This window comes from Brevundimonas sp. AC546, assembly GCF_979258305.1.
In genome coordinates, this window is the sequence record NZ_OZ409849.1 from 1,542,425 (window position 1) to 1,567,583 (window position 25,159).

At 67.2% G+C, this 25,159-nt stretch carries 22 protein-coding genes; 5 read left to right on the forward strand and 17 right to left on the reverse strand.

All coding sequences use genetic code 11. From position 1 onward, the window contains the following. Window positions 1-27 precede the first annotated feature (27 nt). The 5 genes from ACZZZD_RS07685 to ACZZZD_RS07705 form a co-directional block, all read right to left on the reverse strand. Entirely contained in the window at window positions 28-768 is a 741-nt protein-coding gene (locus tag ACZZZD_RS07685) for an extensin-like domain-containing protein (protein ID WP_463434010.1), read from the reverse strand. A gap of 55 nt (window positions 769-823) precedes the next feature. Further along, window positions 824-976 carry a DUF2256 domain-containing protein gene (locus tag ACZZZD_RS07690; RefSeq protein WP_463434012.1) on the reverse strand — a complete coding sequence of 51 codons (153 nt, stop codon included), beginning with the start codon at window positions 974-976 and terminating at the stop codon, window positions 824-826. A 76-nt stretch (window positions 977-1,052) separates the two neighbouring features. After that, window positions 1,053-3,002 carry an RNA polymerase sigma factor RpoD gene (gene rpoD / locus ACZZZD_RS07695; protein ID WP_463434014.1) on the reverse strand — a complete coding sequence of 650 codons (1,950 nt, stop codon included), beginning with the start codon at window positions 3,000-3,002 and terminating at the stop codon, window positions 1,053-1,055. 75 nt (window positions 3,003-3,077) lie between these two features. Then, complete coding sequence (gene dnaG, locus ACZZZD_RS07700; protein WP_463434016.1) at window positions 3,078-4,940, reverse strand: DNA primase; 1,863 nt, start codon at window positions 4,938-4,940, stop codon at window positions 3,078-3,080. Between the two features lie 264 nt (window positions 4,941-5,204). Then, window positions 5,205-6,041 carry an LD-carboxypeptidase gene (locus tag ACZZZD_RS07705; RefSeq protein WP_463434018.1) on the reverse strand — a complete coding sequence of 279 codons (837 nt, stop codon included), beginning with the start codon at window positions 6,039-6,041 and terminating at the stop codon, window positions 5,205-5,207. A gap of 68 nt (window positions 6,042-6,109) precedes the next feature. Here ACZZZD_RS07705 and ACZZZD_RS07710 point away from each other — a divergent pair, with 68 nt between their 5' ends. Continuing rightward, on the forward strand, window positions 6,110-7,504 hold the full coding sequence (locus ACZZZD_RS07710; RefSeq protein ID WP_463434019.1) for a UDP-N-acetylmuramate--L-alanine ligase: 1,395 nt from the start codon (window positions 6,110-6,112) through the stop codon (window positions 7,502-7,504). A 127-nt stretch (window positions 7,505-7,631) separates the two neighbouring features. Here ACZZZD_RS07710 and ACZZZD_RS07715 read toward each other — a convergent pair whose 3' ends face one another. The 12 genes from ACZZZD_RS07715 to ACZZZD_RS07770 form a co-directional block, all read right to left on the reverse strand. Next, complete coding sequence (locus ACZZZD_RS07715) at window positions 7,632-9,008, reverse strand: sulfite reductase subunit alpha (protein WP_463434021.1); 1,377 nt, start codon at window positions 9,006-9,008, stop codon at window positions 7,632-7,634. After that, entirely contained in the window at window positions 9,005-10,114 is a 1,110-nt protein-coding gene (locus ACZZZD_RS07720; RefSeq protein ID WP_463434023.1) for an FAD:protein FMN transferase, read from the reverse strand. Before ACZZZD_RS07720 ends, ACZZZD_RS07715 begins: the two co-directional genes overlap by 4 nt. 10 nt (window positions 10,115-10,124) lie before the next feature. Continuing rightward, window positions 10,125-10,925, reverse strand: a complete 801-nt coding sequence (locus ACZZZD_RS07725) for a DUF4198 domain-containing protein (RefSeq protein ID WP_463434025.1) — start codon at window positions 10,923-10,925, stop codon at window positions 10,125-10,127. Between the two features lie 11 nt (window positions 10,926-10,936). Then, window positions 10,937-11,449, reverse strand: a complete 513-nt coding sequence (locus ACZZZD_RS07730; protein WP_463434027.1) for a DUF2271 domain-containing protein — start codon at window positions 11,447-11,449, stop codon at window positions 10,937-10,939. Window positions 11,450-11,460: 11 nt separating this feature from the next. Continuing rightward, window positions 11,461-12,138, reverse strand: coding sequence for a PepSY-associated TM helix domain-containing protein (locus ACZZZD_RS07735; RefSeq protein ID WP_463434029.1), 678 nt, complete (start codon window positions 12,136-12,138; stop codon window positions 11,461-11,463). 67 nt (window positions 12,139-12,205) lie between these two features. Continuing rightward, complete coding sequence (locus tag ACZZZD_RS07740) at window positions 12,206-12,892, reverse strand: Fe2+-dependent dioxygenase (RefSeq protein ID WP_463434031.1); 687 nt, start codon at window positions 12,890-12,892, stop codon at window positions 12,206-12,208. Between the two features lie 74 nt (window positions 12,893-12,966). After that, a complete protein-coding gene (locus ACZZZD_RS07745) occupies window positions 12,967-15,219 on the reverse strand; it encodes a TonB-dependent receptor (RefSeq protein WP_463434033.1) in 2,253 nt (750 codons plus the stop codon). Between the two features lie 95 nt (window positions 15,220-15,314). After that, window positions 15,315-16,100, reverse strand: coding sequence for a peptidase (locus ACZZZD_RS07750; RefSeq protein WP_463434035.1), 786 nt, complete (start codon window positions 16,098-16,100; stop codon window positions 15,315-15,317). A gap of 64 nt (window positions 16,101-16,164) precedes the next feature. Next, window positions 16,165-17,004, reverse strand: a complete 840-nt coding sequence (locus tag ACZZZD_RS07755) for a transglutaminase family protein (RefSeq protein ID WP_463434037.1) — start codon at window positions 17,002-17,004, stop codon at window positions 16,165-16,167. A 1-nt stretch (window position 17,005) separates the two neighbouring features. Next, on the reverse strand, window positions 17,006-17,944 hold the full coding sequence (locus tag ACZZZD_RS07760; protein WP_135193667.1) for an alpha-E domain-containing protein: 939 nt from the start codon (window positions 17,942-17,944) through the stop codon (window positions 17,006-17,008). Continuing rightward, window positions 17,944-19,365, reverse strand: coding sequence for a circularly permuted type 2 ATP-grasp protein (locus tag ACZZZD_RS07765; protein ID WP_463434041.1), 1,422 nt, complete (start codon window positions 19,363-19,365; stop codon window positions 17,944-17,946). Before ACZZZD_RS07765 ends, ACZZZD_RS07760 begins: the two co-directional genes overlap by 1 nt. 238 nt (window positions 19,366-19,603) lie before the next feature. After that, the gene (locus ACZZZD_RS07770) at window positions 19,604-20,809 is read right to left on the reverse strand and encodes an NAD(P)/FAD-dependent oxidoreductase (RefSeq protein ID WP_463434042.1); all 1,206 of its coding nucleotides are present in this window, start codon (window positions 20,807-20,809) and stop codon (window positions 19,604-19,606) included. Window positions 20,810-20,950: 141 nt separating this feature from the next. Between ACZZZD_RS07770 and ACZZZD_RS07775 the strand changes: the two genes are divergently transcribed. From ACZZZD_RS07775 to hisB, 4 genes are all read left to right on the forward strand, one after another. Continuing rightward, complete coding sequence (locus ACZZZD_RS07775) at window positions 20,951-21,241, forward strand: YerC/YecD family TrpR-related protein (RefSeq protein ID WP_463434044.1); 291 nt, start codon at window positions 20,951-20,953, stop codon at window positions 21,239-21,241. Between the two features lie 10 nt (window positions 21,242-21,251). Further along, the gene (gene hisG, locus ACZZZD_RS07780) at window positions 21,252-22,133 is read left to right on the forward strand and encodes an ATP phosphoribosyltransferase (RefSeq protein WP_463434045.1); all 882 of its coding nucleotides are present in this window, start codon (window positions 21,252-21,254) and stop codon (window positions 22,131-22,133) included. Further along, window positions 22,133-23,452: a histidinol dehydrogenase gene (hisD, locus tag ACZZZD_RS07785; protein ID WP_463434046.1), complete on the forward strand. Its 1,320-nt coding sequence runs from the start codon at window positions 22,133-22,135 to the stop codon at window positions 23,450-23,452. The genes hisG and hisD overlap by 1 nt, the downstream gene beginning before the upstream one ends. Window positions 23,453-23,624: 172 nt before the next feature. Then, on the forward strand, window positions 23,625-25,049 hold the full coding sequence (gene hisB / locus ACZZZD_RS07790; RefSeq protein WP_463434047.1) for an imidazoleglycerol-phosphate dehydratase HisB: 1,425 nt from the start codon (window positions 23,625-23,627) through the stop codon (window positions 25,047-25,049). The last annotated feature ends 110 nt before the right edge of the window (window positions 25,050-25,159 follow it).

The following is a 25,159-nucleotide window of genomic DNA, read 5'->3' on the forward strand; positions in this document are numbered from 1 at the left end:
AAACCGTTGCGCTTGTCCGGTTTCGGTCTATCGACAGAAGCGCGTGTCCGTCGCCTCCAGGTGCAGGTGGTCGTGGTGGACGGCGTTGTAGTCGGGGCTCAGCGTCGTGCCGAAGATACGGCAGGCGTCATCGCGGATGCGGCGCAGGAAGCGCGCCTCGGCCGTGTCGCCGTTCCAGTCCCTAGCCACCGTGATCCGCCGCCCGTCCCTCAGCCGCACCCCGGCGAAGTCCAGCGCCGCCGCCTGGGAATGGGCGCTGATGCGGTTCGATCCCACGCCGTTGTTCACGTTGCGACAGGCGTAGGCGCCCATGTGATCGATCTGGACCACGTCCGAGCCCAGGATCTCGCGCGCCGCCGGCTCCAGCGATTGCCGACGCCAGATGCTCAGCGCCAGCGCCGTCTGGCAGGTCATCTCCACCTCGCCCGGCGCCATGCGCGCCACCGTCCCCAGGTCGGCGCCCAGCACCCCGCCCTGGCTCAGGCCGCAGGTCGCGGTGTTCTGGCGATCCGGCACGGGGCTGAACCGCACCCGCGCGGCGTTCAGCTCGGCTAGGCACCGCCCCAGGTCCCGCCCCTCGCGCACCACCGCGCCTTGCGTGCCCCCATCGATCAACCGATCCACCAGCCCCCCGACCAGGGGCGCCTCGGTGCGCGACGGATAGGGTGACGGCCGCAACGGCTCGGGCGGCCGCCGCACGCAGGCGCTCAGGATCAGCACGACGCTGAGGCAGATAAGAAAGGGCGAAACGCGGGATACAGATGACATCGCCGGGACGCTATCTGATTCCCGCCCCGCCCGTGGTCACGACGCGGAGAGCCGTCTATCGCCGGTCTTTGGTCGCGCCCTTCGCCCGACAGCGATCCGAGCAGAACCGCACATATTCCCAGTCCCGCGCCCACTTCTTGCGCCACGCGAACGGCAGGCCGCAGGCGGCGCAGACCTTTTGCGGAAGGTCGGCTTTGGCGGACGCCATACCGGGTTGACGTGCTTTCGGCCCATGTCGTCCGCCATGAAAAAGGGCGGCCCCGTCGGAGCCGCCCCTGATCGTATCAGCTGTCCAGGAAGGACCGCAGTTTGCGCGACCGGCTCGGGTGCTTCAGCTTGCGAAGCGCCTTGGCCTCGATCTGACGAATCCGTTCGCGCGTGACGCTGAACTGCTGGCCGACTTCTTCCAGCGTGTGGTCGGTGTTCATGCCGATGCCGAAACGCATCCGCAGGACCCGTTCCTCACGCGGCGTCAGCGAGGCCAGCACGCGGGTGGTGGTCTCGCGCAGGTTCGACTGGATGGCGGCGTCGATGGGCAGGACGGCGTTCTTGTCCTCGATGAAGTCGCCCAGGTGGCTGTCTTCCTCGTCGCCGATCGGCGTTTCGAGGCTGATCGGCTCCTTGGCGATCTTCAGAACCTTGCGCACCTTTTCCAGCGGCATGGCCAGCTTTTCGGCCAGCTCTTCCGGGGTCGGCTCGCGGCCGATCTCGTGCAGCATCTGGCGGCTGGTGCGGACGATCTTGTTGATCGTCTCGATCATGTGCACCGGGATACGGATGGTCCGCGCCTGGTCGGCGATCGATCGGGTGATCGCCTGGCGGATCCACCAGGTGGCGTAGGTCGAGAACTTGTAGCCGCGACGGTACTCGAACTTGTCGACCGCCTTCATCAGGCCGATGTTGCCTTCCTGGATCAGGTCCAGGAACTGCAGGCCGCGGTTGGTGTATTTCTTGGCGATGGAAATGACGAGGCGCAGGTTGGCCTCGACCATTTCCTTCTTGGCTTGCCGGGCTTCGCGCTCGCCCTTCTGCACGGTCTGGACGATGCGGCGATAGTCGTCGATCGGCAGGCCGGCTTCCAGCGCCACGGCGGCGACGTCGCCGCGGATGGTCGCGATCTGCGCCGCTTCATTGTCGCTGAACTTGGTCCAGCGCACGCCCTGTTCCTTGATACGGTCGGTCCAGGTCGGGTCCAGTTCGGCGCCGAAATAGGCCTTCAGGAACTCAGGACGCGAAATGCCGTAGCTGTCGGCCAGACGCAGCAGGCGGCCTTCCAGACCGATCAGGCGTTTGTTGATCGCATACAGTTGCTCGACCAGCGCCTCGATACGGTTGTTGTTCAGCTTCATCGTCTTCAGACGGTCCGAGATGGACAGCGTCAGGGCGCGATAAGCTTTCTCGTCCTTGGCGCTCAGCACCTCGCCCTTCAGACGGGTCTGGACCAGCTTGTCCTGCAGCCCCCGGAACGCGCCGAAGTCGGCGGCGATCAGGTTCAGGACCTCCATCACCCCATCGCGCAGCTCGGCTTCCAGCGCCGAGATCGACATGCCGCCGCCGTCGTCGAAGTCATCGTCGTCATCGTCGTCGTCGGATTCGGGCTTGGCTTCAGCCGCCGGTTTTTCCTCGGTTTCTTCTTCCGCCTCAGCCTCGGGCTGAGCGGCGCCCGGCAGGGAGGAGGGGTTCAGCACGCCATAGGTGGCGTCGAGGTCGATGACCTCGCGCAGCAGGATGCGGTTGTTCTCCAGCTCGTCGCGCCAGACCATGATGGCCTCGAAGGTCAGGGCGCTTTCGCACAGACCCGAGATCATGGCGTCGCGACCGGCCTCGATCCGCTTGGCGATGGCGATTTCGCCCTCGCGGCTCAGCAGTTCGACCGAACCCATCTCGCGCAGATACATCCGAACCGGATCGTCGGTACGGTCATAGGCGGCCTTGGCGGGCGCCTCGGCGACGGCGGTGCCGGCGGCGGCTGCGACGTCGGTGGACTGCTGCTCCTGCGCGTCCTCCTCGGCCTCGACGACGTTGACGCCCATCTCGGACAACATGGCCAGGGTGTCTTCAATGGCGTCGGGCGTGACTTCTTCGGACGGCAGGACCTTGTTCAGCTCCTCCATCGTCACATAGCCACGGGCCTTGGCCTGTTTGATGAACTTCTTGACGCCGGCGTCGGTCAGATCGAGCAGGGGTCCATCGGTCGAAACCTCGGTGTCCTGCGTCTCGGTCTGTGCGTTCATAGTCAGTCTGTCTCCAGCCGGAGGGGGTGATCAATCCGCCCCGGCGAAAAATACAATGCCTGGCGGGCCGTAAGGTTACGTGCCCGCGCTGTCTTCCCAAATCGTCCCGGCTTTGATCGCACGGCGAAGCGCATCCCGCTCGGCCTTAAGCCGGCGAAACGCCTCATCCTGCCCAGGCACATCACGTGCATGAGCCAAGGCGTCCTCCAACGCGGCGACCCGCGTCGAAGCGTCGAACGCCTGCGACCATCGGACCCTTGCCTCGGCGAGGGGCGCATTTGCGGCCAGGAAAGGCGCGCCGGACTTTGCCGCCGCCTTCTCGACCTCGCGCACTAAGGCATCATGACCCGATTGCGCCAGATGGCGTCGCAGGGCGGCAGAGTCAAGGCTATGTCCCGACAGACGCAGGCGAACCAGTTCCTGGGCCAGTCCATCCAGCCCCTTGTCGCCGAAACCATGGGCCGCGATCTCCTCCAGATGGTCGTCCATTCGTTCGGGGTCGTCGATGGCGCCGTGGGCCAGGGCGGCCGGCACCGGCTCGATGGCTCGGAATAGCGACTGCATCGCCTGCGCGCCCTCCGCCGTCTGGCCCAGTTTGGGCGGCGGGCCGCCGAACCGCCCCTTGCCCTGCCCCGGCGACCAGGGCGCGCGAGGAGGACTGCGGGGGAAAAGGGCGTCGAAGCGGTCGAACAAGTCGCGGCGGTATTGCTCGGCTAAATCCTTGTCCTGGATGGCCGAGGCGGTGTTGCGCAGCCGCGCCTTGAAGCCCGCCTTGCGCTCCGGCGTGTCCAGCGGCTCCAGATCCTGTTCGCGACGGAACAGCACCTCGGCGAATCCATGGGTGTCGGCCAGGGCCTGACGCAGGGCAGGCGCGCCTTTTTCGCGAAGGATATCGTCGGGGTCCTGTCCTGCGCCCAGCAGCGAGAACCGGAACGACCGCCCAGCCTTCAGCAGCGGCAATGACCGCTCGATGGCGCGATAGGCGGCGCGCAGGCCCGCCGCATCCCCGTCGAAACACAACACCGGCTCGGACGACACCCGCCACAGCCGCTCCATCTGTTCTTCGGTCAGGGCCGTGCCCATTGGCGCCACGGCCGGCAGGCCCGCGCGCTGACACGCGATGACGTCCATATAGCCTTCGACGACGATGATGGCCTGGTCGTTCTTGCTTTCCGCCCCCAGGATCCGGCGCGCCTCGGGCAGGCCGTAAAGCGTGGCGCCCTTGTGGAAAAGCGGGCTCTCCGGTCCGTTCAGATATTTGGCCCGGTCGTCGGGGTTCATGGCCCGGCCGCCGAAGCTGACGATCCGCCCGCGCGCGTCCAGGATCGGGAACATCAGCCGGTCGCGGAACCGGTCATAGGGTTGGCCGCCGCTTTCGGGCGAGATCAGCATCCCGGCCTCGACCAGTTCGGCGGGCTTGGCGCCCCGCTGAACCAGGGCCTGTTTCAGCCCCTCGCGGTCGTTGGGCGCATAGCCCAGGCCGAACCGTTCCCACTGATCTTCGGGCAGACCGCGTTTCTCGAGATATTCGCGCGCCGCCTTGCCCGGCGTGCGGCGCAGATTGGCGGCGAACCATTTCTGGGCCAGGTCCATCCAGTCCGACAGGCCCGCCCGCTTCTGCTCGCGCTCGGCCTCCTTGGGGTCCTCGGCGGGAAGCTGCATCCCGGCCTCACCGGCCAGACGCTGCACCGCCTCGACGAAACTCAGCCGCTCCGTCTCTTGCAAAAAGGAGATGATATCGCCGTGTTTCCCGGACGAGAAGTCGTGGAAAAACCCCTTGTCGTCGTTGACGAAGAACGACGGCGACTTCTCTTTCGAGAAGGGCGACAGGCCGACGTATTCGCGCCCCTGACGTTTCAGCTTCACCGTCCGCCCGATCACGTCGGACGGCCGAAGGCGGGCCTTCAGTTCATCGATGAATTTTTCGTCGAAACGCACCCGCGATCCTTAGGGCCAAGCGGCCTCTACGTCGATGGATGGAGGACGATCAGGCGGCTCGTCCGGGTATCCCCCGATATCCGAACGAACCGCCGCATCGCAGAAGGCGTAAACCGCCGCGTCCCCCAACGCCTTGGCTAACGAAGTCCTAACGCCTCGCGGACCGGCATCTGAAGTCAGGACCGGCGTTCTGTCGAGAGGGCTACCGGTTTCCGTCGGCGGATCGTGGCGAGACTGTGTCTTTTGCGCCGCGTGCACTTCGCCTCACGGGCGACCGAAGGGCACGACCTTGTTGGCGCCGTCGTGCCCGATATCGGCGTTTCCGAGGAAACCTATGCCCGATCTCAGGCACCAGTATCGAACGATCTCCTCGGGAGTCTGTCCGAAATCGGGATCGTTTGGCGTGACATCCGAAACACGCCCCAGGCGAATTCCGGCCACACGCCGAATGCTCGCCTGGCTCGTCAAATGAAACATCATCCGGTCGATCCGGTAGGCGGCCTCCGAAACCTCCTCCAGCATCAGGACGTGACCGGACAGATCCGGCTCTAGAGCCGTGCCGGTCAGCTCATTCAGGATGGTGAGATTGAACGCCACGGCCGGTCGCGGATCGGTCGCCAGCGACGGCTCGATCCAGTCGGTCCGGCCGGTGGTCAGCCAGGACAAGGCCCCGCGCGCCGTCGCGTCGTCGCGCACCGAATCCGAGGCCATCGGCCCGTGCGCCAGATGTTCGAACCCGGCCTTGTACATCCCGGCCAGCAGGCTGCCCGCATCGGAATAGCCCATGTAGCGCTTCTTGCGCGCCACAGCGCCCAGGCGCGGGATCACGGCGTCGGCGATGCGGCATGAACCGTATCCTCCGCGCGCGAACCAGATGGCGTCGATGCGCGGGTCGTTGGCGAACTCGACGAAGGCATCGGCCCGCGCCCGGTCGTCGCCGGCGAAATGGCCGTGTTTAAGGAAGCTGGCGGGGTGAAAGACGACCGCCACGTCGCGGTCGGGATGGTTCTGCGTCATCCAGGCCTCGACGGCCTCGGCGCGCTCTTTCGAAAACCGCGAACTGGCGCAGACGACGCCGATCTTGAAGCTATTGGTCGCCACGCGCGCCTTCTTCGTCGTTTTTGCGATCCCCACTGGCGGACCGGCCCGATCCCCTGTTCTAAGGGGGCATGAACCAAGACGCCTCCTATTTCTTCTGCGGCATCGGCGGGTCGGGCATGCTGCCCCTGGCCATGATCGTTCAGGCGCGCGGCGCGACCATCGAGGGCTCCGACCGCGCGCTGGATCAGGGCCGCACGCCCGAGAAGTTCGACTGGCTGCGCGCCCACGGCGTCACCCTGCACCCCCAGGACGGGTCGGGCGTCACCCGCGCCGATCAGACCGTGATCGCCACCGGCGCCATCGAGGACACCGTGCCAGACATCGGGGCGGCGAAACGCGCCGGCGCGATCATAAAGACCCGGCCCCAGCTGCTCAGCGAAATCTTCAACGCCGCCCCCACCTCGATCGGCGTAGCAGGCACCAGCGGCAAGTCCACCATCACCGGCATGATCGCCTGGATTCTGCACCAGACGGGCCGCGACCCCACGGTCATGAACGGGGCGGTGATGAAGAACTTCGCCGACGCCGACCATCCGTTCGCCAGCGCCCTGATCGGCGGCCCGGACCTGTTCGTGTCGGAGGTGGACGAGAGCGACGGCTCCATCGCCGGCTATGATCCGACGGTGGCCGTGGTGTCCAACATCTCGCTGGACCACAAGTCGATGGAGGAACTGCGCGACCTGTTCGGCGGCTTCACCGCGCGGGCGACGACAGCGGTGCTGAACCTCGACAACGTCGAGACGGCGGCCCTGGCCCAGACGCTGCCGGCCGGCAAGGCGATCACCTTCGGCCTCGGCGAGGAGAAGGCCGATCTGTCCGGCCATGACCTCCAGCCCCTGCCGACGGGCATGAAGTTCCGCCTGATCGAGGGCTGGAGCGAGCACGACGTGATCCTGAACGTGCCCGGCGCCCACAACGTCGCCAATGCCCTGGCGGCGCTGGGTGCGACCAGGGCGTTGGGCGTGCCGACGAGCGAGGCGGTCAAGGCGCTGGAAAGCTTCGCCGGCATCCGTCGCCGCATGGAGGTGGTCGGAACCGCGAACGACATCACCGTCATCGACGACTTCGCCCATAACCCCGACAAGATCGCCGCCACGCTGAAGACCCTGCACGCCTTCGACGGCCGCCTGCTGATCCTGTTCCAGCCGCATGGTTTCGGCCCGCTGAAGCTGATGAAGTCGGAGTTCATCGACGGTTTCGCCGGCCTGATGCGCGAGGACGACGTGCTGCTGATGCCCGAGCCGGTCTATTACGGCGGCACCACCGACCGCAGCGTCGGGTCCGAGGACATCGCCTCCGGCGTCCGCGCCGCTGAGCGCCAAGCCGAGGCGCTGGCGACGCGGGCGGATTGCGGCGACCGCATCGTGGAAATCGCTCAGCCGGGAGATCGCATCATCGTCATGGGCGCGCGGGACGACACCCTGTCCACCTTCGCGGCGGAGCTGCTGGGGCGTCTTAGCTAATTTAAACACCGTCATCCTCGCCCTTGTGGCGAGGATCCAGATTCCCGGTGACGGCCGTGGCTCACCGTCATCGACGGAGCGTATGGATCCTAGGCACAAGGCCTAGGATGACGGGCCTTTTGAAGTTTCAGTACACATCCCGCCGATAGCGACCGTCTTCCAGCATCGTCAGCATCCCATCCGCACTCAGCGCATTTTCCAGCGCCGCATGGACGCCTTGGGACATGCCTTCCAGGCTGCCGCAAACATAGATCGCCGCCCCGCGCGCCACCCAGTCGCGCAGGTCGTCAGACGCCGCAGCGACCAGATCCTGCACATACCGACCGTCGCCCGCATCGCGCGAGAACGACCGGTCCAGCCGACGCAGCACGCCCGACGCCCGCCAGGCCTGCAGTTCCGCATCGAAGAAGGCGTCGTGCGCCTGCGTCCGTTCGCCGAACAACAGCCAGGCCCCGCCCGCCGCCGTGCGCGCCTTCAGATGGGCGCGCAGCCCGGCGATCCCCGTGCCGTTGCCGATCAGGATCATCGGCGTCTCGTCCGCCGGGCCGTGGAAGCTGCGGTTGGTGCGCAGCCGCATCCCGATCTCACCGCCGAGGGCCAGGTCTTGGGTCAGCCAGCCTGAAGCCAGGCCCGGCGCGCCGTCGGGATGGCGCATCAGGCGGATCAGGAACTCGACCCGGCCGTCCGACGGAAGGGAGGCGATGGAATATTCGCGCGAGCCCGGCGTGACGCCGTCCCGCTCGGGCAGGCCGACCTCGGCGATGTCGCCGGCCGACCAGTCGGGCGCCGCGCCCACGGCTTCGAACGCCAGATGATACGCCTCGCCGCCCGGACTGCCGGGGTTGACCAGGGTCCGTTCGACCAACCGCCAGGGGTCGTAGGCGGGCGGGGTCCAATCGGGGGCGGTGACGCTGCCTGTGATCTGGTTCAGTTGGTGCTGCCAGTGGCGGATGGCGCCGGCCTCGCCGTTGTCGACCTCGACCGTGTCGAACAGGGCCTGCGCGCCCGAGCGTCTCAGCCAGCCATCCACCGCATGGCCGAAGCCGCAGAACTGATCGTAGCTGCGGTCGCCCAGCGCGAGCAGGCCGAAGCGAAGACCGGACAGGTCCGCCGCCTCGCCCATGGTCTTTCGCACAAACCGAGCCGCGCTGTCGGGCGGATCACCTTCGCCTGTCGTGGAGACGATCAGCAGCGCGCGGTCCGTCGCCCTCAGCATGTCGGCGTTCAGATCGGCGAAGGACAGGACGCGCGCGCCCACGCCGCCGTCGCTCAAGGCGCATGCCGTCATCCAAGCCAGTTCCTCGGCGAAACCCGTCTGGCTGGCGTAGGCGATCAACACCGCCTGCCCCTCGCCCCCCCCGGCCCCAGCGCCCGCAAAGGCGTCGGACCTCGCACGCGCCGCCGCCCTGGCCCGACGTTCGCGCCAGACGATGACGGCGATCAGGGCCAGCCAAAGCACCAACGCCCCGACCGCCCACAGCCAGCGCTGCGGATCGGCTGTCACCCCGGCCCAACTCCGTCGGGATCGTCCATCATCGCGGCGAAGGCCGGCGTCATCCGCTCGACGGGCCCGCGTTCGGTGCGTTCGACGAAGTGAGCGATCAGGCCCAGCGCCTCGGCATACTCAGGCCCGTCGAACGGCCCCATGACCGTCAGCGCCGTGGCGTAGGCGTCGGCCATCATGGCTGAGGCGTGCAGCACCGTGACCGAGCTCAGATTGTTGCCGACCGGACGGCCCGTCGAACCGTCGAGGGTGTGGGGATACAGCCGGCCGTCGTGGCGGAACGCCCGGCGATAATCGCCGCTGGTCGCCACGGCTAAATCGAACAGGGCCGCCACGGTGTGAGGTGCAGGCGAACCCTCGACCCGCTCGATCTCGACCCACCAGGGTTGGGCGTCCGGCTTGACGCCGCGTCCCTTCAACTCGCCGCCGATCTCGATCAGGTGCGAGGTCGCGCCCATCGCCATCAGCCGGTCGGACACCCGGTCCACCGCATGCCCCTTGGCGATGCCGGAGAAATCCAGCTTCATTCCGCCCATCTGCATCACGCCGCGCGCCTCGGGATTCAGCCGCAGCTTCTGCCAGCCGGACACGGCCATGGCCGCCGTTATCTCTTCGTCGGACGGCACCGGCAGCAGGGCCGAGCGCGGTCCAGGCGGGCCGAAACCCCACAGATCGACCAGCGCTCCAAGCGTCGGATCGACCGCCCCGTTGGTCTCGTCGCCCAGGGTCATCGCCGCATCCAGCAGGTCCCAAAACGCTGGCGACACCGCCCAGAAACCGGCCGGCGCATTGTTGAACCGGCTGATCTCGCTGGATGGCTCCCACGGGCTGAACAGACCGACGACGGCCGCCAGTTCTTGTTCGATCGCGTCCTGGATCGCGGCCTCGTCCACGCTCGGCGGCGCGATCACGCGCGCGCTCCAAGTCGTGCCCATGGTCTGACCGCCCAGAGAACGGATCAGGTCGCTGGGCGGACGGGGCGGCGCGCCCTCGATGACGGGCACCAGCACGCGGTTGTCGATACGGTCCGCCAGCGGGCTGGCGTCGCCGAGATTGACCGTGGGCGGGGCGGCGCGGGAACCGCGCGAGGGAGGCGTGTCTGACATGGCCCTTCGCTTAGGGCAGGACTTCCATCGCCGCCACATAGCTGGCGTTGGAACCGAGGGTTTCGCCCTGCCCTTCGGTGCGGACAGAGGCGTTCAGCCAGTACATGCCCGCCTCCGGCCAGGTCACGGTGAAGGCGCCGTCGGCGCCGGTCGTGACAGTCGATTCCTCGGGATTGTCGCGATAGCGGATGGCGCCGCGCGCCACGGTGACCTCAAGGCCCGACGCCGGCTGGCCGTTGTTCAGCAGTTTGAAGGTGGCGGGCTCACCGACGACCAGGTCGTTGGGGTGGGTCACGGGGACCAGCTCAAGCCCTTCGCCGGTCGTCTTGAAGACGGTGTCGGTCGGATTGTTCAAGGTGACGAAGGTCTCGATGCGGCTGGCGGTGCGGGTCGCCTGCACGTCGGTCGCGCCCTCAGGCAGTCCCGCCGGATATTCGGCCGCCGCGCCGCGCCAGCGCTTCTGTTCGCCGTTCAGCTTGTAGCTGGCCATGACGCCGCCCATGACATTGGCGATCTTGTAGGTGCCGTTCTGCGTCAGGTGCGCGTCGAAGGTCGAGCGATACTGGCCCTGCATGGCGTGCTCGGGCTGAATCGCCGAACCGTCCGGCGCGGTGATGGCCAGACCGGTCAGGCGCATGGCGGCGTGGTCGGGGTTGAACACCTGGTTCGACATGCCGGCGTCGAAACCGACCCAGGCGTCCGTGCCCGACAGGGTCGTGGCGGTCGGCGCCAGCCAGGCGCGGTGCGCCTGAGCGGCCATGGGGGCGGCCAAGGCTGCGGCCAGCGTGAGGAGAGCGATCGTCTTCTTCATGGTCATGATCCTTAGCGAGAGACGGCGACGCGCACGGCGCCCAGTTCGGTGGAGCCGGTTCCGGCGCCGGTGTTGGCGGCGCCCCAGCGGAAGGGCACGCGCACGACCTCGCGGCCGCCCAACTCACGGGCCGCCTCGACGACGATGTTGTACTGGCCAGGTTGCAGGCCAGCCAGGCGCGCGGCCGGCACGGTGACGGTCTGACGACCCGGCGCGCGCGTGGCGCCCGACACGCCGTCGGCCGGCAGGCTCATGGCCCGGCCGCCCTTGCGCCACCAGGTGCGCAGGTCCTTTAGCCAGTCCTTGCCGTCGCCTTCGTTGTTGCGGGTCTGCTGATACCACACGGCCAGGGTCCGCTCGGCCGACTGGTCCGGCTTTTCGATCCACACGGCGACATAGGGGCGGTGATAGGAGGCGGTGTTCAGGCGCGGAATCTCGACCGACACCGTCAGGTCGGCGGCCATGGCGGGCGCGGCGGCGGCGGCGAGACCGACTGTGGTGATGACGATGGGGAGCAGGCGCATCGGAATACTCGTCAGTGAATGAAGATCAGGGCGATGACGACGGGGATCAGCAGGCCCAGCGCCGCCAGCGGCCAGGTCGAGGGCCGACCCTTGGCGTGCAGGAACATCAGGCCCAGCCCCGTCAGGGCGAAAATGGTGCAGGCGACGGCGAAGACGTCGATGAACCAGAACCAGACCGAGCCGGCGTTGCGGCCCTTGTGCAGGTCGTTGAGGTAGGCGATCCAGCCACGGGTGGTCTTCTCATGCAGGGTGTCGCCGTTTGAACGGTCGATCGTCACCCATCCGTCGCCGCCCGGCATGGCCAGGGCGACATAGACCTCTTCCGGCGTCGTTTCCGTCGGCTTGCCGGCGATCTCGACCTTCAGCGCCTCGGACGCCCAGCGCGCCACGGCGTCGGGGACGGGATCGGTCGTCTCCTGCGGGAAGGCCGCCAGCCGCTCCAGCAGGGGCGCCGGCAGGGTCTCGGTCTGTTCGACCGTCACCGGATTTCCGGGGATCGAGGCCGCGTGGTTCAGGGTGATGCCGGTGACGGCGAAAAGGATCATGCCCACCAGGCTGACCGCCGCCGAAATCCAGTGCCAGCTATGAAGCTGCTTCAGCCAGAACGACCGCGCGCCGTTCAGCGCCGCCTTGGGTTTGGGGCCCTTGGCTGCGGTTTCGGCCTGACGCTGTGTGGCGAGTTCGGTCACGGGGTCGCTGTGCCATTGTTGCGAACGGGTTGCAATAGCATTCAACAGCGCCGCGACACCTTGCGCCTCAGACCTCGGCCCAGCGGCGCAGCAGATTGTGATAGACGCCGGTCAGTTCGATCACAGCCTGATCCTTCGGCCCCCTGTCCACCGCGACCCGCTGGGTGGCGATGTCGAGGCGGAACAGCATCTCGCGATCCGCATCGTCGCGCACCAGGCTTTGCATCCACATGAAGGACGACACCCGCGCCCCGCGCGTCACCGGCGTGACGCTGTGCAGGCTCTTGGACGGATACAGGACCAGATCGCCGGCCGGCAACTTGATCGACTGCGACCCGTACATCTCCTCGATGATCAGTTCGCCGCCGTCGTATTCCTCCGGCTCGGACAGGAACAGGGTCGCCGACAGGTCGCTGCGGATGCGTAAAGCGCCCCCGCCCCGCGCCTGGCGAATGGCGTTGTCCACATGCAGGCCGAACTCGCCCCCGCCTTCGTAGCGGTTGAACAGGGGCGGAAAGATCGTGTGCGGCAAGGCCGCCGCCACGAACATCGGATTGGCGTTCAGCGCCTGAACGACCAGGGCCGAGACCTCTTTGGCGACCTCCGAATCCTCGGGCAGTTGCAGGTTCTTCTTCGCCGTCGCCGACTGATGGCCCGAGGTGGCGTTGCCGTCGCTCCAGGGACCGGCGTCTAGCCGCGCGCGCAAGGCCTTCACCTCGGCCTTGGAGAAGACTTCCGGAATCTGCAGCAGCACGTGAGCCTCGCGGAAAGAAGAAACGGCCCCGCGGGGGATCGCGGGGCCGTCAGGATAGGCTGCGGGAGCGGCCTTTAGAAGCGCAGGTTCAGGGCCAGGGTGGCCGAACGACCCGGCGCCGGGTCGGCGTGGTGAACGCCGTTGGTGCGGATGATGTAATCCTCATCCGCGGCATTCTGCACGTTCAGTTGCAGGGTGGCGCGATCCGTCAGGTCATAGGAGGCGAAGGCGTCCAGACGCGTGTAGGCCGGGGCGTAGATCGCATTCGCGCCGCCGCCGGCGCCGCCCTGATTGCCGCCGTTCGACTTCGAAACGTAGTAGACGCCGCCGCCTAGAACCAGCTTCGGCAGCAGGCGATAGGTGGTGAACAAGCTGGCGCTGTTCTGCGGCGTGTTGGCCAGCGGATCGCCCTCGTTGACGTTAGTGTCGGCCCCCTGAACGAGTTCGCTGTCCTGGTAGGTATAGCCCCCGAACACCTGCCAGGCCGGCGTAATATTGCCAGAAACCCCAATCTCAATGCCCTTGACTTCGACTTCACCGATTGGCTGGGCGAACCCGTCGACCACGACCGAAGCGTTCTCTCGGCTCAGGCTGAAGGCCGCGATGCTGAGCTGGAGCTGCTCGCGGAACAGGCTGGCCTTGGCCCCGATCTCGTAGCTTGTGGTATCTTCCGGATCGAGGATCGATTGCGCCGGCGTGGCGCTGGAGTTGCCGTCGCCTCCATTGACGGGCGGCGGTGTCGAGGACGTAGACACCGAGCCGTAGACGCTTGTGTTGCGGGTCGGCTTGTACACGACGCCGACCTGATAGTTGACGAAATCCCATGACGCTTCGGCGACCGACGCGCCCGTCGAAGCGACGCCGTCCACCGAATAGTCGTCCCAGCGCAGGCCGAGGTTCACCAACCATTTGTCGCCGATCTCGATCGAGTCGAAGCCATAGATGGCCTTGGTGTCGGTGGTGTTGCGGGTAACGGCGCCCAGGACCTTGGTCCCGGTCCAGGGATCGCTCGGATTGGGGTTGTAGAGCGGCGCGCAGTCCACGCCGGTCAGCGGCGCGGGACAGGCGGTTCCCGTCAGGGAGGTCACGGTCCAGGAGGCGTTGTCGTTGACCTCATGGGTGAACTCGGCGCCCAGGCTGAAGCTGTGCTTGATGCCGCCTGTGTTGAACGTGCCGAACAGTTCGGTGACGTTGGCGGTCGTATCGACCGGGTTCCAGCGCGACTTGAGGCCCCGCTTCATCCACCAGGTGTCGCCGATCAGGACAGCGCTGCCGCCGTCGCCAGGATTGGTGACCACATAGTCGTTCAGGGTTTCGGCGTAGCGTGTGCTGTTGCGCAGCGTCAGGTTCGGCGTCAGCTGATGCTCCAGCTTCAGGGTCACGCTCTTGACCGTATTGTTCAGATAGTCGCGCGCAGTCAGGCCGTAGAAGGTGTCGTACGGGACATCCAGGATGCCCTCGGCATTCTCCCGCGGAGCCGCAGCTCCGCCCCGCTTGGTGTAGAGCGGGATGCCGTAGTCAGGCATCTGGTTGCTGTCGAGGTAGTTGAAGCTAAGCGTCGCGGACGTATCGGTGTCGATCCCCACGGCGAACGAGGCGGCGACGCCAAGCTTGTCGTAATCGACGGCGTTGCGGCGCGCCACATCACCCGAGGCCGACAGAACGTTGATGCGGAAGGCCGCGCTGTCGCTGATGGCCCAGTTCTGGTCGATCGTGCCGCGCCAGTAGTTGTCCGTGCCTCCGCCCAGCGAGACATTGGTGAAGTCCACCAGCTTAGGCGACTTGGACGACAGGTTGATCGAACCGCCGCCCGAACCCCGGCCGGAATAGGCCGAATCCGGGCCCTTGATGACCTCGACCTGCTCGAGGTTGAACACCTCGCGCTGCTGGCCGCCCGAATCGCGGATGCCGTCGACGAAGATGTTGTTGCCCGAGGACTGGCCCCGAATGAACGGACGGTCGGCCAGGGGCTGGCCGCCTTCGCCCGCGCCGAAGGTGATGCCCGGCGAGGTGCGCAGCAGGTCCTGCAGCGAGGTCGCGCCGATCTGCTCGATGACCTGCTGGGGAATGATGGTGACATTGCGCGGCGTGTCGACCAGGGGCGCGACGTATTTGGAGGATTCCGGTTCGCGACGGACGCGCTGACCATTGACGTCGATCGTGCCCAGGTTGGCGGGCTGCTGCTGATCCGCAGTGACAACCACGCCGTCTTCGGCGGCTGCGGCTGCGGCTGCGTCAGCGGCGAGAGCGGGGGCGGCGATCAGCATGCCGGCGGCGCTGGAAGCGAACAGAAGCGCACGGAGGGAGGCGGCGCGGGAGTCGGACATAATGTTGCGACCTTTTGGTCTGATTTTGCGATGCGGTCGCAATAACCAGCTTCACTTTGTCGCACAAGTGAATTGCGAACAAATCGCAATCTTAATCAGCCGACGACGGTCATCGTCCTTGGGGCGGGCTCCGCGTTCAGATCCAGCCAGGTCGGATCAGGCATGGCGCGATGGGCGGCCGCCAAGGCTTCAGACCAGCGACGGCCCAGGTCGCGGAAATAGGGATCGTCGGCTTCGATGCGCCGCGCGGTGCCGCTCAACTGGTCACGCGTCATGACGATCAGATCCAGCGGCGGCCCGACGGCGATGTTCGAACGAATGGTCGAGTCGAACGAGATCAGCCCCAGCTTCACCGCCTCGGACAGGGTCGTCGAACTGTGCAGGGCCCGATCAAGGATCGGCTTGCCGTATTTCAACTCACCGATCTGAAGATAGGGGGTGTCCGGCCCGCACTCGATGAAATTGCCCTGACCATAGATCAGATACAGGCCCATCTTGCCGCCCGAGATCTGACCGCCCAGCAGCATGGAGGCCGTGACGTTCAGGCCGTCGGCGGTGGGGGTCGGCGGCGTATTGATGCTGGCGCGCACGCTGGCCATCGCATGGCCCAGGATCTGAGCCGCGCGAAACAGGGTCGGCGCGGTCTCCAGCGTCTCGACATCGATGGAATCGGGTAGTTTCACGCCCGCCGACGCCATGGCCAGCGCCGTCTGGGTCACCGACAGATTGCCCGCCGTCGCCACCGCCAGCATCCGCTCGCCGGGCGACTTGTAGATGTGCAGCTTTCGGTAGGACGAGATGTTGTCCACGCCCGCATTGGTGCGCGTGTCGGCGATCATCGCCAACCCTTCGTCCACCAGCATGCCTACGCAATAGGTCACTTCGCTCTATCCGCTCCCCGCGTTGCGAATTCGATGAAGCTAACAGATTCGCGCGACATGCCTATCAGGGCCATCCGCGTGACTGCAGTTGTTGCTGGGTCTGTTGCACGGGCCGCACGTTCAGGGCGACCGTCAGGGTCTCCTGACCGCCGCCATAGCTGGTCCCCCGGATCGGCGTGGCCCCGCGCGCGTCAAGGCCGACAGCGACGCGCACATAGTGTTCGGTCGGGCTGATGCCGTTGGCCGGATCGAACCCGACCCAGCCCAGGTTCTCGACCCAGGCCTCGGCCCAGGCGTGGGCGGCGTCCTGGTCGTGCTGACCGTCCTGGCGGCTGAGGTGGCCCGAGACATAGCGGGCGGGAACCCCCATCCGGCGCGCGGCCGCGATGAAGATCTGGGCGTGGTCCTGGCAGACGCCGCGCCTCTGGGCGAAGGCCTCGGCGGCGGTGTGGCTGGCCGAGGTCGAACCGACCTCGAAAACCACGTCCTGCTTCAACGCCCCCATCAGGGCATGCATCCGGCCCAAGGTCGCGCCTTCGGGGATCGAGCGGGCGAAGTCGTCGATGGCCGCATCCGGCTTGGTCATCGGCGTCTCGCGCAGGAAGACGATGGGCGACAGCCGTTCGGCCTGGCCCCGCACCACGCCGCCGGTGTTGACGGTCGCCACCTCGCCAGTGACGCGGATGGTCAGGGCGTCGGTCGGCCGCTCGGTATAGAGGCTGTGGACCACATTGCCGAAGGCGTCCTCGCTGCGACGCAGGCGGGCGTCCACATCGGTCTCGATGCGCCAGTCGCGCACCTGCTGGCCTTCGCACGAGCGCGGCGTCAGCCGCAGCATCTGCACGATGAACCGCGCCGGGCGGGCGTAGGCATAGCGGGTGGAGTGGTCGATCCGGATCCGCATGTCAGACCAGATACTGTTCTTGGACGGCCGCAGCCAGGGCGTTGTTCTGGTTCAGGAAGCCCTGAATGTACTCGTGCAGGCCGGACTGGAAGATGTCCTCGATCTTGGCTTCGTTGAACTGGGTCAGGCGGTTGGAGGCCAGTCGCTGGGCCGGGCCGCGCCGTCCATAGTCGGTCGCCAGCCGCTCCAGATAGCTGACGATCATCCCCTGGCACGACGCCAGAGAACGCGGCATCTGGCGGTTCAGCACCAGCAGATCCGCGACCAGCCAGGGCCGCACGCTCTCGCGGTAAACCCAGCGATAGGCGGTCAGGGCCGAGACCTCGCGCAGCAGGGTCGTCCACTGGAAATAGTCCAGCTGTCCCCCCACCCGTTCGCCGGGCGGCAGCAGCAGGTGATATTTCACGTCCAGCAGACGTGCGGTGTTGTCGGCCCGCTCGATCGCCATCCCCAGCCGCAGGAACCAGTAGGCGTCGTTGCGCAACATCGTCCGCGACGAGGCGCCCTCGACCGCCAGGGACGTCGATTTCACGAAGTCGAGGAAGTTGGTGAAGTCGTCGCGCTTGGTCGGCTCGCCCAACTCGTTCAGCCCGTTCCAGGCGCCGTTGATCGCTTCCCACAGTTCGATCGTCAGGGCCGTCCGCACCGAACGGGCGTTGGTCCGCGCCTTGGTGATGCAGGCCTTGATCGAGGTCGAGTTGTCGTAGCCGAAGGCCAGATATTCGCGGACCGACTTCTCCGAGATCGTCCGGCCCGAGGCGTCGAACCCGCTCTTGACCCCCGACGAGGCGATGGCGCCCGCCCAGGCCGTGACCGTGGCCTGGTCCTTGGCCGGCAGGGCGGCCAGGCGAATGGCGGCCTCCAGAATGCGCGCGAGGAAGTCCGCCCGCTCCATGTAGCGGCCTGTCCAGTAGAGGCTGTCTGCAGTGCGTGAAAGCATCAGTTGTCCAGCACCCAAGTGTCCTTGGTTCCGCCGCCCTGGCTGGAGTTCACAACCAGCGACCCCTCTTTCAGCGCGACCCGCGTCAGGCCGCCGGGCGCAACACGCACCCCGGCCGGGCTGGACAGGACGAACGGCCGCAGATCGACGTGGCGCGGCGACAGGTCGCCGCCGTTCAGCGTCGGCGCGGTCGACAGGCTCAGCGTCGGCTGGGCGATGAAGTCGTCGGGGTCGGCGATCAGCTTGGCGCGGAAGGCCTCGATCTCGGCCTTGGTCGAGGTCGGCCCTACCAGCATGCCGTACCCGCCCGATCCACCCACTTCCTTGACCACCAGTTCCGGCAGTTTCTCCAGCACCTCTTTCAAGGCGTCCGACTCGCGACAGCGCCAGGTCGGCACGTTCTGCAGGATCGCATCCTCGCCCGTGAAGAAGCGGATGATCTCGGGCATATAGGTATAGACGGCCTTGTCGTCGGCCACGCCCGTACCGATCGCATTGGCCAAGGTCACCCGTCCGGCGAAATAGGCCGACATCAGCCCTGGCACCCCAACCGTCGAGTTCGGCATGAAGGTCAGCGGATCGATGAAGTCGTCGTCGATGCGGCGATAGATGACATCGACCCGTTTCGGCCCCTCGGTCGTGCGCATGAAGACCGTGTCGTCGTTGACGAACAGGTCAGTGCCCTGAACCAGTTCGACCCCCAGCTTGTCGGCCAGGAAGCTGTGCTCATAGTAGGCCGAGTTGAACGGTCCCGGCGTCAGCACGACGATGGTCGGATCCGCCCCTGCCCCTGCCGGCGCCGAGGCCTGGAGCGAACGCAGCAGCATGTCGGTATAGATTTCGACCGGCCGAACCGCATGTTCCGCGAACAGGTCGGGGAATAGCCGCATCATCATTTCGCGGTTCTCCAGCATGTAGGAGACCCCCGACGGCGTGCGGCAGTTGTCTTCCAGCACGTAGAAGCCGTCTTCACCGGTGCGCACCAGATCCACGCCCGAGATATGACACCAGACATCGCCCGGCGGCCGACGGCCCTGCATCTCGGGTCGATAGTGCGGATTGGTCAGGATCAGATCGGCAGGGACGATGCCCGCCTTGATGCATTCCTGCGCGCCATAGATGTCTTTCAGAAAGGCGTTGATGGCGGTGACCCGCTGCTTCAACCCTTTTTCCAGTCCGCTCCATTCGTCCGCGCCGATGATGCGCGGCACCACGTCGAAGGGGATCAGGCGTTCGTTGGATTCCTCGTCGCCATACACGGCGAAGGTCACGCCCATGCGGCGGAAGAACAGCTCCGCCTGGCGCGAGCGCGCCTGCAACAGATCTGCCGGCGCGTTTTCCAGCCACGCCGCCAGGGTTTTGTAGCTGTCACGGATCGCACCCGACCCGCCGCCGTTCATTTCGTCGAAAGCTCTCGTCATTCGCCCCCGCCGCGTTGAAGTCGCAGCTTGATCGTCCCCAAACGAAAAGCGCAACAGTTTTGTTGCACTGCGGCGACGAGGGACCTGTCTCCTCCCTATCGCAAAGCGATGGGGAGGTGGCGCGGCGCTCTTCGCGCCGTGACGGAGGGGCTCTTCACCGCATCCACCAGCGCCGTGGGACGTCGAGAGCCCCTCCACCGCTTCGCGGTCCCCCTCCCCACAAGTGGGGAGGAGACAACTAACCGGCCGCCACGGCTTTCATCGAAATCGCCGGATCGGCCAGCTTGGCTACGTCCACCGGCGTCGCCTTGCCGATCAGCTGCTTTCCGGCCATGAACTCGGGCGGGGCGTTGACGGCCTCGACGCAGACCACACGGTCGCCATTCAGGTGAAAGACCGCAAAGCCCCCCACCGACGAATCGCCGCGCACCACCTGGCGGTCGGCGTCGAACGGCAGGCCCGCGATCTGCAGCTTGAAGTCATACTGATCCGACCAGAACCACGGAACCTCGGGCGTCGGTCCGGCGCGCCCGACGATGGCGGCGGCGGCCTGTTTCGCCTGCTCCAGCGCATTGGGCACGCTTTCCAGACGGTGATGTACGCCGTGCACCGGAACCGGCCGCCGCGTCATGTCGCCGACGGCGAAGATGGCCGGATCGCTGGTGCGCGCTTCGCCGTCCACCACCACCCCGTCATCACAGGTCAGACCCGCCGACCGCGCCAGGCTGTCGCACGCCAGCGCCCCGACGCCGACCAGCACCGCATCCGCCCGCACCACCGATCCGTCCGCCAGGCTGACACCGTCATGGGCGACGGCGACCACCTCTGCGTCGGTCAGGATCTCGACCCCGTGCGCCCGGTGCTGGGCCGTGAAGAAGGCCGACAGCGTCTCCGACGCCACCCGCGCCAGCACGCGCTGCGCCCGCTCGATCACCACCGCCTCTGCGCCCAGGGCGCGGGCCGAAGCCGCCGCCTCCAGCCCCACATAGCCGCCGCCGACCACCGCCAGCCGCTTGCCCGGCCCCAGCACGGCCTTCAGCCGCTCTGCGTCCTTGAGCGTGCGCAGTTCCAGCAGGTCGGGGTGATCCCCGCCCGGAACCGGCAGCTTGCGCGCCGTCGATCCCGTCGCCAGCACCAGGAAGTCATAGGTCTCGGACGAACCGTCATGGAAGGTGACCGTCTTCGCCTCTGGGTCCACCGACACGGCGACGGTCGAAGGCCGGAAGTCGATCCCCTGTTCCTCATAGAAGCTCAGCGGCCGCAGCAGCAGCGCCTCCAGATCCGCCTCGCCCTTCAGCCAGGCCTTGGACAGGGGCGGCCGCTGATACGGCGGCGCATCCTCCTCGCCCGCCAACACGATCGGCCCCTCATGGCCGTACTGCCGCAGAAAGGCCGCGACGGAGCCGCCGGCGTGCCCGGCGCCGATGATGAGAACCTTGGTCATGGGAGGGATGTAGAGTGGCGAGTGGCGAGTGGCGAGTGGCGAGCACGAGACGGATGCTCAGATTTTCTCGCCACTCATCACTCGCCACTCGCCACTGAACACCCCTTGACCGTTCCACCGTTACAGCATAGTGGAACGCGCATGACGACCCCGCCCGCCCGTGACGCCCTCCATGACGCCCTGCTGTCGATGCAGACGCGCACGGAGATCGACGCCTTTCTGGCAGACCTCTGCACCCCGGCGGAACTACGCGCCTTCTCCGAGCGCTGGCAGGTGGCGCGCCTGCTCGACGCGGGCGGCAAATCCTATCGCGAGATCGCGGCCGAGGCCCACGCCAGCCCCACCACCGTCGTCCGCGTCGCCCGTTATCTGAAAGACATGCCGCACCAGGGCTATCGCCTCGCCCTGGATCGCCTGAAGAACACGAACTGAGTATCCGAACATGAGCACCGTCCAGGGCCGGCTTCGCATCGCCGTCCAGAAATCAGGCCGTCTGGCCGACCGCAGCCTCGACCTGATCCGCGACGCGGGCCTGAAATGGGTCAAGGGTCACAACGACCTGCTCTATCGGGTCGAGAACTATCCGATCGACCTGCTGCGCGTGCGCGACGACGACATCCCCACCTTCGTGGCCGACGGCGTGTGCGACCTGGGGATCGTTGGCGAGAACGTGTTGGAGGAAGGCAAGAACGGCGGGGCCAACGCCTCCATCGTCATGCCGCTGGGCTTCGGCCGCTGCACGCTGAAGATCGCTACACCTCCGACCCTGGCCTATGACGGCGCGGCCTCGCTGGACGGTCTGCGCATCGCCACGTCCTATCCGAAGATCCTGCGCCGCTTCCTCGACGAACGCGGGGTCAAGGCCGAGATCGTCGTCATGCGCGGCGCCGTCGAGGTCGCCCCCCGGCTGAAGCTGGCCGCCGCCATCTGCGACCTGGTCTCGACCGGCGCGACGCTGGAGGCAAACGGCCTGGGCGCCAAGGACACGGTGCTGGAAAGCCAGGCGGTCCTGATCCAGTCCCCCGTCGCGCCCGAGCCCGGCCTGCAACATCTGTTGGACAGCGTTATCGAACGCATGTCCGGCGTGGTGTCCTCGCAGGGCGCCAAATACGTGATGCTGAACGCGCCGCGCGCCTCGCTGGACCAGATCACGGCCATCCTGCCCGGCGCAGGGTCGCCGACCGTCATGCCCCTGATGGGTCGTGACGACGCGGTCGCCGTCCACGCCGTCTGTCAGGAGGCCGTCTTTTGGGAGACGCTGGAGAAGCTGAAGGCCGCCGGCGCCTCGGCCATCCTGGTCCTGCCCATCGAGAAGATGATGTAATGACCTCCGCCTTCAAACGCATCGACTGGTCTTCCCTCGACGCCGCCGGGAAAAAGGCGGCCTTGGCCCGCCCCGCCCAGCGCACCGCCGGCGACGTGACCGAGGTGGTCCGCACCATTCTGGACGATGTGCGCGAACGTGGCGGCGCGGCCGTCACCGACTGGTGCATGAAGCTGGACAAGGCCCCGCCCCGCCGCATCGCCATAACGCCGCAGGCCGTAGCCGAGGCCCGCAACGCCCTGCCCCCCGGCGACGTCCGCGCCCTGCGCATGGCGGCCGAGAATGTCCGCGTCTTCCACCAGGCGACCAAGCCGGAAGACACCCCCTTCATCGAGACCACGCCCGGCGTGCGCTCCAAACTGGCCTGGCGTCCCATCGCCTCGGCCGGTCTCTACATCCCCGGCGGCACCGCGCCCCTGTTCTCGTCCCTGTTGATGCTGGCCATCCCGGCCGGCGTCGCGGGCGTGGGCCAGCGCGTCGCCGTCACCCCGCCTTCAAAAGACGGCGGCGTCCACCCCGCCATGATCCTGGCCGCCGCCGAGGCGGGCTTGGACGCGATCTGGCTGATGGGCGGCGCCCAGGCCATCGCCGCCCTGACCTTCGGCGTCGAGCTGGAGGACGGAACCATCCCCGCCTGCGACAAGCTGTTCGGCCCCGGCAACGCGTTTGTCGCCGAGGCCAAGAAACAGGCGACCGCCTTGCCCGGCGGACCCGCCGTCGACATGCCCGCCGGCCCGTCCGAACTGATGATCATCGTCGACCGCGACGCAGCCCCCGAGATCGCCGCCGCCGACCTGCTCAGCCAGGCCGAGCACGATGCGGACGCCCAAGTCATCCTGGTCTCCACCAGCCGCGCCACCATCGACTACATCCTGTCGGAGGTTGAGGTTCAGATCGCCACCCTGCCGCGCGAAGCCATCGCTCGCGCCTCGCTGAACGAGGCCCGCGCCATCCTGGTCCGCGACCTCGACGACGCCGCAGAGGTCGCCAACCTCTATGGTCCCGAACATTTGGCGATCCAGATCGACGATCCAGAGCCTCTGGTGGATTCGATCAAGGCCGCCGGCGCCGTCTTCGTCGGCCGGTTCGCGGCCGAGACCCTGGGCGACTATGCGGCCGGCCCCAGCCACGTCCTGCCCACCGACGGCGGCGCCCGCACCCTGGGCGGCGTCACCACCGCCAGCTTCATGACCACTATGTCGGTCCAGCTGGTTACCGAGGCCGGCGCCCGCGCGCTTGCTCCCATCGCCGCCCGCCTGGCCCGGATGGAAGGCCTCGACGCTCACGCCCGCGCCGCCGATTTGAGGAGCGAGGGATGAACCTTATAGCAAACGTCCTTCTCCCCTTGGGGGAGAAGGTGGGCCCGGAGGGCTCGGATGAGGGGGCTCTGTCCGCCTCGCTGACGGCAAGAACAGGCCTGTATCTGACAGCCCCCTCATCCGTCTCGCTCCGCGAGCCACCTTCTCCCCCAAGGGGAGAAGGAGAACGCTCATGACCCTGCCCGCCCCCTATCCCCCGCTGGTCTCCGGCGGCGAGGGCCTGGACCGCTATCCCGGCGACGCCTCGGCCCTCGGCGCCCGCATGGCCGCCGTCTACGCCGTGCCCACCGAACAGGTTCTGCCCGTGCGCGGCCTGACGCACGGGCTGGAACTGGCCTGGCGCCTCGCCGCCCGCGACGGCGGTTCGGTCGAGGCGCCCAAGGCCGAGCCCTATGACAGTCTGGCCGCCATCTATCCGGCCCAGGGCGAACCCGCAGTCGTGGTCATCCGCGCGCTGGGCTCGCCGGAGGCCGTCGCCGAAATGGCCGCCCGCGTCGCCCCTGCCCTGCTGGTGGTGGACGAGGGCCTGATCGAGTTCTCCGACAGCGTCTCGGCCGTCACGGTCGTCGCCGACCAGCCCAACCTGGTCGTGCTGCGCAGCCTGTCCCTGGCCTACGGCCTGGCCGGCGCCCGCGTCGGCGCCGCGATCGCACAGGCCCCGACCCTGGCCCGCCTCGCCTCGGTGCTGGAGCCCTACGCCCTGCCCGAACCCCTGGTGCGGCTGGCGCAGCAGGCGCTCGACCCTTCCCGCATGATCGAGACCGCCGAACGGATCGCGTCGGTCCGGCGCGAGCGCGAGCGGGTGGCCCGCGAGCTGGGTCGCCAGATGAACGTCGAGGCCGGCGTCGGCCCCATCATCATGGCCCGACCCGAAGACCCCGCCGCCGCCCTGGCCGGTCTTAAGGCCTACGGCGTCGAGGCCGACCTGTCCGGCGACCGCCTGCGTCTGCCCGTCTCCATCAAACCCGAGGTCAACGACCGGCTGCTGGCCGCCTTCGGCCTGACGCCCGCCAAGCGCCGCCCGGCCCGCGTCGGCCAGGCCGTGCGTGACACCAAAGAGACCCGCATCGTCTGCGCCGTCGATCTGGACGCGCCCGGCCCGGTGAAGATCGAAACCGGCGTCGGCTTCTTCGACCACATGCTGGAGCAGATCGCGGCCCACGGCGGCTTTTCCCTGCGGCTTCAGTGCGAGGGCGACCTGCACACCGACCCGCACCACACGATCGAGGACAGCGCCATCGCTCTGGGGCAGGCGCTGAAACAGGCGCTGGGCGAAAGGAAGGGCATCGCCCGCTACGGCTTTGTCCTGCCGATGGACGAGGCCAATGCGACCGTGTCCATCGACCTGTCCGGCCGCCCCTATCCGCTGTTCGAAGGGACGTTCGAGACCCCCTTCATCGGCGACTACCGGACCGACCTGACGGCCCACGTGTTCCGCTCCCTGGCCGAGGCCATGGGCGCCGCCGTCCACATCAAGGTCACGGGCCAGGACGACCACCACAAGACGGAGGCCGTCTATAAGGCCTTCGGCCGCGCCCTGCGCCAGGCCATCCGGGTCGAGGGGGATACGGTGCCATCCACCAAGGGGGTGCTGTGATGCACATGCGCCAAATCCTCCCCCGAGAAGCGCAGCGCAACGGGGGAGGGGGACCACGAAGTGGTGGAGGGGGCGAACCCGCACTCCGTCATCTGACGGTTAACACCCGG